The sequence below is a fragment of the Psychrobacillus faecigallinarum genome, assembly GCF_014836595.1.
Taxonomy (GTDB): domain Bacteria; phylum Bacillota; class Bacilli; order Bacillales_A; family Planococcaceae; genus Psychrobacillus; species Psychrobacillus faecigallinarum.
Genome location: NZ_JACSQO010000013.1, coordinates 26,615 through 40,621 on the forward strand (window position 1 = coordinate 26,615; position 14,007 = coordinate 40,621).

Genomic DNA, 14,007 nt, shown 5'->3' on the forward strand with positions numbered 1-14,007 from the left:
CTTTTACTTGTCGGTTACTTAGAAATGCGAGAAAGTATAAATTGTATGGTTAGATGAATATATCCTTAACAGGGAATGTATGAATTATAGGTTGATTTCCGCTCTAGTCGGACGCTTTCCGCGGGGGGAGCGATAAGCCATCACCGTCGCTAACGCGTCGGATGCGATGTCTTATCTGTCTCCCTTCCTCCCGCAGGAGTCGCCGCCTGTCGCTTCAATCAAACACGGCACAGTAGTATGGATAAATTAACTCCAAAAAAATTCACAGGAATAACATGAACAATTAATGGCTGATTTCCGCTCTAGTCGGGCGCTTTCCGCGGGGGAGTGATAAGCCATCGCCGCCGCTAACGCGTCGGATGCGATGTCTTATTTGTCTCCTTCCTCCCGCAGGAGTCGCCGTCTTGCTGCTCCAATCATTAATGTGGAAGCTGTAAGGTTAATCACGGATTGGCAAAAAACCTATTATTAACGCAAAAGGAGGATGGTCGTGACTTGGGTCACTGACCATCCTCTCTTAAATTCTTCCTATATGATAGAAACAAGTCATTCCCGAAGCTTTAGAGATCAAATGGGAGATAGCTGTGAATCTGATATCTCGCTTTTCCCTATTTGTGTGTCGGAGTAGGCATAGGAGGAGCTCGGGTTTATCCTGTTTTTAGTTGCAATGATTCCTGTCTTGTTGATAGAAACTGGAACAAGATCAAAGCTTGGGAATTTATCTTTCATTTGGGAGATAAACTCCTGTTCCTTGCCCTTTTGGACAAGTGATAATAGAGTTGGACCAGCCCCACTAATGCAAGTACCAAATGCTCCAGCTTTTTTAGCTGCAATCTTCAGCTCCTTGCTTTGTGGGATAAGACCTAAGCGATATGGCTCATGAAACAAATCCTCTTCCATATAGATACCTGCCTGTTCAAAAGACTGTGATAGAAATGCGGCTACCAATAAATTGGCGGATGCGCTAGCCTGAGCTGCGATTGATCGTGTGTAATGATCAGGCAAGACATTTCTAGCTTTTTCTGTCTTCAATTCAAATTGAGGAATAGATAAAACAAAGCTAGCTTCTATGTGATACGAATGAAATACGTGGATTTCACCGTTATCTGTACTAGAAGAGATAGTAAATCCTCCAAAAATAGAGGCAGCGGCATTATCGGGATGACCCTCCATCATCGTAGCAATTTTTAGCTTATCGTGAGCAGTCAGTTTGAGTTCAAGCAATTGATTGGCTAGCTCTATACCTGCAACGATAGCGGATGCACTACTACCCATACCGCGGGCCAGAGGAATCTCACTTTTTAACTTCAATGTACAAGCAGGTAATTCTAGTCCATGCATAGCCGCCGTTTTTACCGCGGACTGTACAATTAAATGATCAGCCGGATTAGGGACAAAAGGCAGATTTTCAGTTAAGTTTTCGATTGAAAGTTGGGAGGCAAGCTCCACCTCTAGTTCTAGATATTTGTCTAATGCAATACCTATCGAGTCAAAACCTGGACCTAAGTTTGCAGTGCTTGAAGGTATGGAAATAGACCATGTCATTATGCAAGCACCCCCTCTATAAATGCGCTTAGTGCAGGGGCATTACTTTCAATTTTATGTGGTGGTGCCACTTTTACATCTATTGCAGTCTGTGGATCTTTTAATCCATTTCCAGTTAGAACTGCAACGACCTTGCTACCGGGTATTATCTTGCCTTCTTTGACTGATCTTATAACGCCGGCGATAGAAGCACAGGATGCTGGCTCTGCAAAAATGCCCTCTCTACTAGCGATTAGTTTATATGCATCAAGCATTTCATCGTCTGATACAGCTTCAATCAGTCCTTGTGACTCATCACGGGCAGCTACTGCGTAATCCCAGCTAGCTGGATTACCGATTCGGATGGCTGTAGCAATTGTTTCAGGGAATTCAATCGGCTTACCTTGAACGATAGCCGCTGCCCCTTCTGCTTCGAATCCATATATTTTAGGTAGACCAGTTTGTTTTTTCTCATTATATTCTTTGAAGCCTTTCCAATATGCTGTGATATTGCCAGCGTTCCCAACTGGAATGGCTAAGTAATCTGGGGCAGAGCCTAGTACATCACAAATTTCAAATGATGCTGTTTTTTGTCCTTCTATTCTATAAGGATTTACAGAGTTTACGAGAGTAATAGGTGAGGATTCGCTAATAGCACGAACCATTTCTAACGCTACATCGAAGTTGCCTTCTATTTGAACGACCTCTGCTCCATACATATAAGCTTGAGCAAGCTTCCCCGCAGCTACCTTGCCCTCAGGAATTACAATTACTGCACGCATCCCAGCTCGGGCTGCATAAGCTGCAGCTGCAGCAGAAGTGTTTCCTGTAGAAGCACATATAACTGCCTTACTACCTTCCTCCTTCGCTTTAGCTACCGCAAAGACCATTCCTCTATCTTTGAAGGATCCTGTTGGATTTGCTCCTTCAATTTTCGCATATAATTCAATGCCTAGTTCATTGGACAGGTTTTCTAATTTAATGAGAGGGGTATTGCCCTCTAATAATGTAAGTTTTGGTGTGTTTTCAGTTACAGGTAAGAATTCTTTATATTGTTCAATTAGTCCTTGCCAAGCCATGTGATTTCCGCCCTTCTGTTCTCCTTAGATAAACAACTGTATTTATATAAAGGACATTTTACTCTAAATAATCGAAAAATACAAGTGAAAATTTCTGTTGTAAGTTTACAGTTCTATAAGTATACTATTGATGTAAACAAAAAACATTACAGGTGTAAAGACAGGGGATAATTATGACAGCAGTTCTAGAAAAAAATACAAAGAAGGTAGAAAAACCATTATCTAAAAATAAATTGCTTGGTATAGCAGGACTTGCGTGGATGTTTGATGCAATGGATGTGGGAATTCTCTCATTCGTTATTGCTGCATTGGCAAGTGAATGGGCATTAACACCAAACGAGATGGGATGGATAGGTAGTGTAAACTCCATTGGGATGGCTGTAGGTGCTCTTGTATTTGGAGTATTTGCTGACAAGGTAGGCCGTAAGAAAATATTTATGATTACATTAATTTTGTTCTCAGTAGCTAGTGGGCTATCTGCTTTAACTACCACGTTATTTGCATTTATGGCATTACGTTTTCTTGTAGGTATGGGGCTTGGTGGAGAACTACCTGTAGCATCTACTCTAGTATCAGAAAGTGTAGCAGCAAAGGAGAGAGGACGTGTAGTTGTTCTTCTTGAAAGCTTTTGGGCAGCAGGTTGGATTGTTTCAGCAGTAATTGCCTATTTTATAATTCCTGAATATGGCTGGAGAGTTGCACTATTGATAACTGCTTTACCAGCCTTTTATGCTATTTATCTGCGTTTGAAGTTACCTGATTCACCACAATTTACATCAAAGAATACGGAGACTAGATCAATAATCCAAAATATGAAAGATGTCTGGTCAAAGAAGTTTGCTAAGGCAACTTTAATGCTATGGATTGTATGGTTTACGGTGGTGTTCTCCTACTATGGTATGTTTTTGTGGCTTCCAAGTGTAATGGTCATGAAGGGTTTTTCACTTATCCAAAGCTTTGAATATGTACTCATTATGACTTTGGCTCAATTGCCTGGTTATTTTTCTGCCGCGTGGCTCATTGAAAAAGCAGGACGTAAATTTGTATTGGTTACTTACTTATTAGGTACTGCAGCAAGTGCATTTGTTTTTGGTTCAGCAGAGTCGACAGCTATCTTAATCGCATCAGGAATGCTGCTATCCTTCTTTAACTTAGGTGCTTGGGGAGCTTTATATGCATACTCTCCTGAACAATATCCTACAGTTATTCGAGCAACTGGATCGGGGATGGCTGCTTCAGTCGGTCGTATAGGAGGTATTCTTGGACCATTGCTAGTTGGTACATTAGTGACTGCAGGCTATGAAATTGGCTGGATATTCGGTATTTTTTGTATCGCTATCGTTATTGGAGTAATCGCAGTTATATTCTTAGGTACTGAGACAAAACAAATAGAATTAGAATAAGAGTAAAGCTGCTCCCTAGGGAGCAGCTTTTTATTTGTCTCCGAGTTAAAACATAGTACAATAAATATGACTCAGGAAAGGGGAATTATAAATGGAACGATCTAGACATAAAAAGGTATTAATAATTGGTTCTAGTGGAGCGGGTAAGTCGACTTTTTCTAAACAGTTAGCAAAAAAGTGGAATTTGCCATTAATTCATTTAGATTCCCTTTATTGGAACGAGGGGTGGGTTCCTACTCCAAAAGATGAGTTTATAGAAATAGTAAAAGATAAGCTGGAAGAAGAACAGTGGATAATGGATGGGAACTTTAAGTCTACGCTTGAGTGGAGAACAGAGTATGCTGATTTAATCATATTTTTGGATTTCCAACGAACACTCTGTACGTATCGAGTATTAAAGCGAGTATGGATGCATCGAGGGAAGACTAGAGACGATATGGCTTTAGGATGCAATGAAAAGCTAGATTGGGAATTTCTCCGATTTGTATGGAGCTTCCCTAAGAAAGTACGACCTGCAATATTAAATGTCTTAGAAGATGCGTCCACTCAAAGAGACATATGTATCTTAAGGAACCCTAAGGAAGTAAAGGCCTTTTTAGACACTGCTCGGACAACAAATGAAAATATAATAGGGGTGCATACTAATGAAAGACAAAATATTAAGTGACAGGCAAATAATCGAGTTTATTCCTCCAAATGCAGATATTATTCTGCCTTTAACTAACGGAGAACCACATAAACTTTTAGATATATTAGAAGAGAATGCAAATGATTTAATAAACGTGAAGGTGCATCAGCTACTGTCATTAAAGCAACGTCCCTATATGGAAGGGGCTTTTCCTGATAAGTTAAAGCATGTTTCCTACTTTTTGAGTGGAGCAACAAGAAAGAACTTTCATCAGGGCCTGGTAGACCTAGTACCAAACAACTTTCATGAGATGCCGAGGATTTTAAAAACATCTACTAATCTTTCCATGATAATGGCTGTTGCATCTCCTATGGACGAATTCGGTTATTTTTCACTCGGGACCCAGGCGGATATAGTGAGCGAATTTATTGGGTCGGTACCTTTCATATTAGAGGTTAACAAGCATATGCCTCGAACATTTGGTCAAAATCAAATCCACATTAGTCAAATACTTGGTTATGTAGAGAATGATCGTCCTTTGTTCGAAGATGTAGCTCCGCCAATTGTAGAAAAGGATATTAAAATTGCTGAGTATGTTACAGAAATGATTTGTAATGGGGACACCTTACAAATCGGGATTGGTTCTATACCGAATGCAGTTGTCAGCCTACTTAAAAATCATCGACATTTAGGAATTCATACAGAAATGTTTGTAGATGGTATAGTCGATTTAGTGGAAGCTGGTGCAATTGATGGTACACAGAAGTTCACGAATAAAGGAAAAATAGTGGCGACCTTTGCTCATGGATCCAAGAAGCTATACGACTTCCTAGATAACAATCCTTCGGTAGAATTCCTACCAGTTAGTGTAGTCAACGATCCAAGGGAAATTGCTAAGGAGGAACGAATTGTCTCTATAAATGCAACTACCGAGGTTGACCTTTATGGGCAATGTGCCTCTGAAACTGTAGCTGGCAAATATTATTCATCTTCTGGAGGACAAGCTGATTTTGCAAGAGGTGTAAGGTTTTCCAAAGAGGGAAAAGGCTTTGTATGTATGACATCCACCGCAAAGAATGATGAAATTTCTCGTATTAAGCTTTCACTGTCACCGGGCTCCATAGTAACGACTTCTAAAAACGATATCGATATGATTGTAACGGAATACGGTGTAGCTAGTATGTTCGGTCAGCCAATTTCTAAGCGAGCAGAGCAATTAATAGCAATTGCTCACCCTAAATTCCGAGAAGAACTAACATTCGAAGCGAAAAAAATGGGGTTTATCTAATATGAAGCCAATCGAGCCATCTTTTTTTCATCAACCTACTATAGAATTGGCAAGGGATTTAATAGGAAAGTATATAGTTCATGAGCATGAAAGTGGTCTTCTGATTGGTAAGATAGTTGAAACCGAAGCGTATATGGGGGCAGAGGATCAAGCAGCTCATAGCTTCGGTAATCGTAGAACTAAGCGAACGGAAGTAATGTTTGGAGAGCCAGGCCATATTTATACTTATCAAATGCATACCCATACGCTGATTAATGTGGTGTCAGCCCCGTTAGGCACCCCTCATGCGATTTTAATACGCGCTGTAGAGCCTGTAGAAGGGTTAGAACAGATGAAGGAAAATCGGCGTGATCTTCCGATGAAGCAATGGACGAATGGTCCTGGAAAGTTAACGAAGGCAATGGCGATTACAATGGAATATTACGGGCATCATTGGAGCAAAAAGCCCTTGTATATGACAGAGGGAGAGAAGGCTATATCTATCTCTACCGGTCCAAGAATTGGTATAGATAATAGTGGAGAAGCAGTACATTATCCGTATCGCTTTTGGGCAAATGACAACCCATATGTATCGAAAATGCGTTAAAAAAAGAGTAAGTAAAAGACCGATCACAAATGTGGTCGGCTTTTTTAGTTACAATTTTTTCAGAGTTTCCTTACCTCTGACAGACTATATAATTTAGATTAAGTTAATTTAGCCAAATTACTTTATCATTCCATATTTGATTGTAGCGGAACGCGTCCGCCTAGAGCGGAGATCACTCACTAGGAGACATGCTTTTCTTATTCTATTATTCTACCCATATAGTATTCATCTACGTATTGGCCGTTAATCAGTAAGGAGTTTTTTCTTGTTCCTTCCTTTTCAAAGCCTGCCTTTTGATAGAGTTTGTGGGCAATAGCATTCTCTTTTATAACGGAGAGCTCCAGCTTAGTAACTCCTACTTCCTTTGCCCACAGAAACGCCCTATTAATAAGAGAAGTGGCAATACCTTTTCTAGAAAATTGCTTTTTTACTCCTACTACCAAGGAGGCGCGATGTCTTGCTCGTGGAGCATGCGTACCTTGAAGTAATATAAAGCCTGCAATCTGTCCATTCATAATGGCCAGAAAAAGAATAGAATTAGACGAGGTTTTCCAAGAGGTCATCCTTTTTCGTATTTGCTGAACAGTCATTTGAAAGTCAGATTCTCCATATAGCATGAAGTCTGTTTCAGAAAAAATAGCTTCCTGGAGATTGATGAATGGTCGAGCATCTTCCAGCTCTGCTTCTCGAATAACTAATATATCTTGTTCTTTGTCATCCTCTTCATCGTCTATCTCTTTGCTCGAATGAAAAATGACCGATTTTCCTAGCTCAACGTCCTTAACAGAATATCCGTTATCTATCCATGCAAAATAGTGTAAAGCAGGGGGTTTTGTTTTTTTCCACCAACTACTACTTAAGTAAGCTGCATTTGGTAGCGCTTGACCGATGATAGCCTCAATTTCTTCATATGTAAGAATAAATTCTTTTTTAATACACTTTTTAAAGTAGTTAGATAGGGGAATATACTTACTTTCAAATTGTTTAACCATTATAAATTTATCACCCATTTCTATTTTTAAAATAAATATAGGCTAATTATAGCACTCCTTTTTGACTAAGCATATATCTAAAAGCATGTTAATTGGTAAAATAATACCTAAAAAAGGTGCTACTTCACTAGGGAGTAGCACCTTTTCATATTGGTTTTATTAAACTTCTTTTAAATTTAAATTTAGCGCAGGTCCAAAGAACTCATAGTGAATATTATCTTTTGCTAAGCCAATATCGAGTAAATGATTAATCATCGCTTCCATAAAACCGACAGGACCACATACATACACATCTCCATCTAGATGCGCATACTCTTGAATGATTTCTTTCGTTATATATCCATCTCCTTCTTCTGAATAGAGAGTTTTATAAGTGCCATTTTCCAAAGATTCCATTAAAGAGCGAATATCTTGGTCAAAGGGATGTAAATTTTTCGTACGAGCACTATAGATAAAGGAAACTGCACGTTCTGGCTGACTTTTCGTAACTGTTTCAAGCATACTCATCATAGGTGTGATTCCAACACCTCCGCTGATGAAAGTAACTGGAGTGTTTCTTTCTTTACTAAGTGTAAACTCCCCAGCAGGAGCGCTTACCTCTACCTTATCTCCGATATTTAAATTTTGATGCAGATGTACTGATACTTTACCTTCGGGATTGTTTTCATCATCTTTTTTTACTGAAATTCGGAATGATTTCAAGTCAGCGGCTTGGGACAGACTATATTGTCTGTTTAACAAATATTGTTCGCCTGGGATATTTACACGAACTGTAATATACTGACCAGGCTCATATGAAGGTAAGACAGACCCATCTGCTGGCTGTAAATAGAATGATGTAATGTTATTGCTTTCCTTTACTTTATCTATAATGATAAAGTCTTTAAAAAATCTCCAGCCTCCTTCTTGAGTTTCGGCTGCTACGTACATTTCTTCTTCAATTCCTATAAAAGCATCAGCTATAACTCCATATGCTTCAGCCCATGCGTTAATAATTTCATCAGTAGCCGCATCACCTAAAACTTCTTTAATCGCTTCCAATAAATATTGCCCGACAATTGGATAGTGTTCAGGCTTAATCCCTAGGCTGACATGCTTTTGCCCAATTTGTTTAACTACTGGGATAATGGCAGCTAAGTTATCAATGTGAACAGCTGCAGCATAAACAGTATTAGCTAGAGCATTTTGCTGACGACCTTTTTCTTGGTTTGCGTGGTTGAAAATATTTAATAGCTCTGGATGGGCTTCAAAAAGATTTCGATAGAATGTAGTAGTAATTGCTACTCCGTGAACTTCTAGGACTGGAACGGTAGATTTGACTATATCAATAGTTTTTTGTGATAACATATGCGTTTGCACATCCTTTTAGTTTTTAGCGCTATCAATGTTTAATCAATTGAAATATTAGCGCTTTGTTTTTATAAGTTCACCATACTCCTCTTAAAAATTAAAAGCAATATCTAAAATACTTCTTTTATTTTTTGTAAATAAACAGTCACATTTCTTTCACGAGTTTGTCATAGTAGGTATAATGGAATGAATGGCGGTGTTAGTATGAGAATGACAATGTATACAGACTTTTCCCTTAGAGTATTGATCTATTTAGGAGCTAAAGACAAAGGGGAACTTTCAACTATTAAAGATATTTCAGAAGCATATGGTATTTCTAAAAACCATTTAATGAAAGTGACCTATGACTTAGGAAAACTTGGGTATATCGAAACGATTCGTGGCAGAGGTGGCGGTATCCGTTTGGCTATGGGGCCAGAGGATATTAATATAGGACAAGTTGTAAGGAAGACGGAGGATGATTTCCATCTAGTAGAATGCTTTGACTGTCAGGCAAACCGGTGTGTGATTACTCCAGCTTGCGGGTTACGTAGAGCTTTAAATAGAGCACTCAAGGCGTATCTAATGATACTAGATGAATATACATTAGCGGACTTTCTCAATAACAAGGATGTATTAGCAAATTTACTTTTTAATGATAGACAAGATATATGATAAAATAAGTTCGGAAATAGATTTTTAGGAGGATTACTTATGGAAAAAGTATTAGTTTTTGGACATCAAAATCCAGATACAGACACAATTACTTCTGCGATTGTATACGCTTATTTAAAGAATGCTATTGGGGTAGAGGCAGAGGCGGTTCGTTTAGGAGAATTAAATAACGAAACTAAATATGCGCTTGAAAAGTTTGGTTTTGAAGCTCCACGATTGATAAAAAATGTAGAAACTGAAGCGACAAAAGTAATTCTAGTAGATCACAATGAAAAACAGCAAAGTGCTATTGGAATAGAAGAAGTTCAAATTACAGAGGTTATTGATCATCATCGTATTGCTAATTTTGAAACGGCAGATCCTCTATATTATCGTGCAGAGCCAGTAGGGTGTACAGCTACGATAATCAATAAAATATTTAAAGAAAAAGGTGTCGATATTCCATCTAATATTGCAGGATTGATGTTGTCAGCTATCGTTTCGGACACATTATTATTTAAATCACCAACATGCACAGAAGAAGATATTACAGCTGCACGCGAGTTAGAAAAAATGGCAGGTGTAAACGTTGAGGAGTATGGACTAGCTATGCTAAAAGCAGGGGCTGACCTTAGCGATAAGAGCCTAGAAGACCTACTTTCCCTGGATGCAAAAGAATTTAGTATGGGAGAGCATAAAGTAATCATTGCTCAAGTGAATGCTGTCGATGTGAATGATGTGATGGGACGTCAGGGACAATTAGAGGAATTAATAAACCTTGAAATTCAAGAAAAAGAATTAGATCTTTTCTTCTTCGTTGTAACAGACATATTAAATAACGACTCTGTTGCTTTAGCTTTAGGTAAAATGGCGCTAAAAGCAGAGACTGCATTTAATGTAACATTTGTTAATAATGTTGCGCTTTTAAAAGGCGTGGTATCTCGTAAGAAGCAAGTAGTACCAGCGTTAACAGAGGCTTTAGCCGAATAAATTAAAATATAAAAACTTCCTAGTAAACTTACTAGGAAGTTTTTTTTATAATTATTTTCTTCTAGGTAACAAATCATTTTAGGAAGAAAATAAATTAATCGAAGGATAATTGTTATTTATAGTTCGAATAGGGTATATACCATAGAGTATAAAAATTGGAGGTAAGAAATATGAGTTGGATTGAAACCATTGTGGATGGATTAAACAATGTGTTATGGACTTATATATTGATTGCTTTGCTCATTGGAGCAGGGTTGTATTTTACAATTAGTACGAGGTTTGTGCAATTTCGTTTATTTGGTGAGATGTTTCGCTTAATCACAGAAAAAAAAGAAGATAAAAGTGGAGTTTCTCCCTTTCAGGCATTTACAATTAGCACAGCATCCCGCGTAGGTACTGGTAATATTACCGGGGTAGCTTTAGCAATTGGTATAGGAGGACCTGGGGCTGTTTTTTGGATGTGGGTCATAGCTATTATCGGAATGGCTACGGCTTTTATAGAAAGTACTTTAGCGCAAGTATATAAGGTAAGGGATGGAGATAGCTTCCGAGGTGGTCCTGCTTATTATATTGAAAAGGCATTAGGTAGTCGTAAACTTGGAATAGTTTTTAGTATCCTATTAATCTTGTGTTTTGGCTTCATATTTAATGCAGTGCAGTCTAATACAATAGCTGCTTCAGTAGGGGATGTATTTAACATTCCTCCATACATTATCGGGATAGTATTAGTGTTACTAACAGCAATTATAATTTTTGGCGGAGTACATAGAATTGTCAGTGTCACCCAAATAGTGGTACCTGTAATGGCAGTATTCTATTTGGCTATAACACTTTTTGTAGTTATTACTAATATTTCAGAAATTCCAGCAGTATTCAAACTAATTATTACACATGCGTTTGGCCTAGAGGAAGCAGTAGGAGGAACAATTGGTGCTGCAATCATGCAAGGGGTTAGACGAGGATTATTTTCGAATGAAGCAGGTATGGGTAGTGTACCAAATGCTGCAGCGACAGCAAGTGTATCTCATCCGGCAAAACAAGGGCTTGTTCAAAGTTTAGGGGTATTCTTTGATACCATTATTATCTGTTCAGCAACCGCATTTATTATCATTTTAGCTGGGCTCTATAGTACTGGGGAGGATGACGGTGTCATCCTGACTCAAAATTCCTTGGCAGTACATGTAGGTGAATGGGCTCCTTATTTTGTGGCCATAGCAATTATTTTCTTTGCCTATAGCTCTGTTATGGGGAACTATTACTACGGAGAAACTAATATAGAATTTATGAATGCTGGCAAGGGCTGGCTTACTGCCTATCGTTTTCTTGTATTAGGAATGGTAATGTTCGGCTCCCTTGCACATGTTCAGCTTGTTTGGACCCTAGCAGATTTATTTATGGGTTTAATGGCTACAATGAATATAGTAGTCATTATACTTTTAGGTAAAGTAGCCTTTAAAGTATTGGATGACTTTACAAGGCAACGAAAAAAAGGACAGGATCCAACATTTTATGCAAAAACAATTCCAGGTCTGAAAAATACAGAATGCTGGGAAGAGGAAGATAGATAAAGAAAAAACCTGCTTTTCCTTACGGGAAGCAGGCTTTTTTGTATCGTACAAGCTAGTGAAGTTGCAAGTAACATTCTACATTCCTTACCAACTATCTTAACGACACGTTTTGTTCTAGTATGTGCGGGTACAAAAAGTTTAAGAGAATTAATGTACCTTTATCTAGCATTGACCAAAATGAGAACGTAAAAGACCTACAAGCAGTATAAAAAACAACTAAATAAACATCTCTTTCCATTTTATATTCGTTTTAGTTGAATAAAGTTTGCTGAATAGATAGAAACTAGTAAAAAGGAGGAAAAATGATGACAAAAACAATTTTACCCGGGAACTCAGAGTCCTATTGGCTATCTACCAATGATCTTCCGTTTTTTCCAAAACTAAATGAAAATATAGAAGTTGATGTGCTGATTGTGGGAGCAGGTTTAACAGGAATAACAGCTGCATATCTATTAAGCAAGAGTGGAAAATCAGTAGCTGTTATTGAGGGAAGTAAAATTTTAAATGGTACAACAGGTTTTACTACCGCTAAGGTAACAACCCAACATGGACATGTTTATCAACAGCTTATTGATACTTTTGATGTTGAGAAAGCCCGACTATATTATACTGCACAAAATGAGGCACTTAATTTCATAGAACAAACTGTTTCCGATTTAAATATTAAATGTGATTATGAAAAAGTACCTGCTTACATATATGCGGATACCGAAAAAGGGGTAGAAATTGTAAGAAAAGAAATGGATGCCTATCAGAAGATAGGGATTGGTCCTGCTTCATTAACAAAAGAAACAGAGCTTCCTTATGAAGTAAAGGAAGCCCTCAAACTAGAAAATCAAGGGCAATTTCATCCAGTAAAGTTTGCAAAGGCATTAGTGGACTTTTCTATCGAGAATGGTGTCCATTTTTTTGAGGAGACACGAGCCAAAGACCTTAATTTAGAAAATGTAGTAGAAACGGTTGATGGTCACAAGATTAAGGCGAAAAAAATTCTCGTTTGCAGTCACTTTCCTTTTAATGATGAAAACGGTTTGTATTTTACACGTTTAGAATCAAATAGATCCTACGTAGTAGCCGCTCCTGCCGATAAAAAGTTTCCAAAAGGGATGTACATTAACGTAGAACAACCAACTAGATCGATACGCTCTACTCTTGGTTCTGACGGTAGAAGATATATCCTTTTAGGAGGTGAAGGTCACGTAACCGGTAGAAATGAGGGAGACACCACTGCGAACTATGAGGCATTAGCAGCTTTCGGACGTGAAAAATTTAATTTTGAACAGTACAATTATCGATGGTCTGCACAGGATTTGGAGTCATTAGACAAGGTTCCATATATAGGTGCAATGACTTCAAGCAAGCCAAATGTATTAGTTGCAACAGGATATCGCAAATGGGGAATGACTAATAGTATAGTCGCAGCTAAAATTATGGTAGATAACGTATTATCGAAAGAAAATGGGTTTTCAGAATTTTTTTCACCTACAAGATCTAAAATGAAAAAAGAAGATATTACTAAATTTACAAAAGCCAACGCTAGTGTAGCGAAGGAGTTTGTTAAAGGCAAGACAGAAAAAGTAGATCTTCAGCTAGAGGATTTAAAAGAAGGCACAGGAGATATTGTAAAAGTAGACGGGAAAAAGGTAGGAGCCTACAAGGACCAGGATGGAAAAGTGTATTTAGTAAAGCCTGTATGTACACACATGGGATGTGATGTAGCTTTTAACAATGCAGAAAGCTCGTGGGATTGTCCATGTCATGGTTCCCGTTTTAATTACAAGGGTGAAGTGTTAGAGGGACCTGCGTTTGAACCATTAGAAAAATTAAATTAGCTGTTTCTAAGAGCGTCGGAAACTAGCTTAAAAGTCGAGAAAGAGGAACCATACTTTCTCGGCTTTTTTTGTCTTTTTAATTTTCACCTATTGTCTTCCTAAAGTATATCGATTAAAATTATCGATATACATGA

General features: G+C 38.1%; 12 protein-coding genes. 8 read left to right on the plus strand and 4 right to left on the minus strand.

Annotated elements, in window-relative coordinates:
- Positions 1–567: 567 nt before the first annotated feature.
- On the minus strand, positions 568–1,545 hold the full coding sequence (gene thrB / locus H9650_RS18425; RefSeq protein WP_191697879.1) for a homoserine kinase: 978 nt from the start codon (positions 1,543–1,545) through the stop codon (positions 568–570).
- Complete coding sequence (gene thrC, locus H9650_RS18430) at positions 1,545–2,603, minus strand: threonine synthase (RefSeq protein WP_191697880.1); 1,059 nt, start codon at positions 2,601–2,603, stop codon at positions 1,545–1,547. The genes thrB and thrC overlap by 1 nt, the downstream gene beginning before the upstream one ends.
- A 173-nt stretch (positions 2,604–2,776) precedes the next feature.
- Between thrC and H9650_RS18435 the strand changes: the two genes are divergently transcribed.
- From H9650_RS18435 to H9650_RS18450, 4 genes are all read left to right on the plus strand, one after another.
- Positions 2,777–4,006: an MFS transporter gene (locus H9650_RS18435; RefSeq protein ID WP_144539485.1), complete on the plus strand. Its 1,230-nt coding sequence runs from the start codon at positions 2,777–2,779 to the stop codon at positions 4,004–4,006.
- Between the two features lie 91 nt (positions 4,007–4,097).
- Positions 4,098–4,673, plus strand: coding sequence for a DNA topology modulation protein (locus tag H9650_RS18440; RefSeq protein WP_151112411.1), 576 nt, complete (start codon positions 4,098–4,100; stop codon positions 4,671–4,673).
- Positions 4,651–5,922 (plus strand): acetyl-CoA hydrolase/transferase family protein, encoded by a 1,272-nt coding sequence (locus tag H9650_RS18445; protein WP_191697881.1) that lies wholly within the window; start codon positions 4,651–4,653, stop codon positions 5,920–5,922. Before H9650_RS18440 ends, H9650_RS18445 begins: the two co-directional genes overlap by 23 nt.
- A 1-nt stretch (position 5,923) precedes the next feature.
- Positions 5,924–6,508: a DNA-3-methyladenine glycosylase gene (locus tag H9650_RS18450; RefSeq protein ID WP_191697882.1), complete on the plus strand. Its 585-nt coding sequence runs from the start codon at positions 5,924–5,926 to the stop codon at positions 6,506–6,508.
- A 197-nt stretch (positions 6,509–6,705) separates the two neighbouring features.
- On the opposite strand, the gene H9650_RS18455 is transcribed toward H9650_RS18450, so the two are convergent.
- Both H9650_RS18455 and hmpA read right to left on the minus strand, forming a co-directional pair.
- Positions 6,706–7,500, minus strand: coding sequence for a GNAT family N-acetyltransferase (locus H9650_RS18455; protein ID WP_144539653.1), 795 nt, complete (start codon positions 7,498–7,500; stop codon positions 6,706–6,708).
- Between the two features lie 159 nt (positions 7,501–7,659).
- Entirely contained in the window at positions 7,660–8,847 is a 1,188-nt protein-coding gene (gene hmpA / locus H9650_RS18460; protein ID WP_191697883.1) for an NO-inducible flavohemoprotein, read from the minus strand.
- A 207-nt stretch (positions 8,848–9,054) separates the two neighbouring features.
- Here hmpA and H9650_RS18465 point away from each other — a divergent pair, with 207 nt between their 5' ends.
- From H9650_RS18465 to H9650_RS18480, 4 genes are all read left to right on the plus strand, one after another.
- Positions 9,055–9,504, plus strand: a complete 450-nt coding sequence (locus tag H9650_RS18465; RefSeq protein WP_191697884.1) for an Rrf2 family transcriptional regulator — start codon at positions 9,055–9,057, stop codon at positions 9,502–9,504.
- 39 nt (positions 9,505–9,543) lie between these two features.
- Positions 9,544–10,473: a manganese-dependent inorganic pyrophosphatase gene (locus tag H9650_RS18470; protein ID WP_144539498.1), complete on the plus strand. Its 930-nt coding sequence runs from the start codon at positions 9,544–9,546 to the stop codon at positions 10,471–10,473.
- 170 nt (positions 10,474–10,643) lie between these two features.
- Positions 10,644–12,041 carry an alanine/glycine:cation symporter family protein gene (locus H9650_RS18475; RefSeq protein ID WP_151112423.1) on the plus strand — a complete coding sequence of 466 codons (1,398 nt, stop codon included), beginning with the start codon at positions 10,644–10,646 and terminating at the stop codon, positions 12,039–12,041.
- Positions 12,042–12,346: 305 nt separating this feature from the next.
- The gene (locus tag H9650_RS18480) at positions 12,347–13,873 is read left to right on the plus strand and encodes an FAD-dependent oxidoreductase (protein ID WP_191697885.1); all 1,527 of its coding nucleotides are present in this window, start codon (positions 12,347–12,349) and stop codon (positions 13,871–13,873) included.
- Positions 13,874–14,007: the final 134 nt, after the last annotated feature.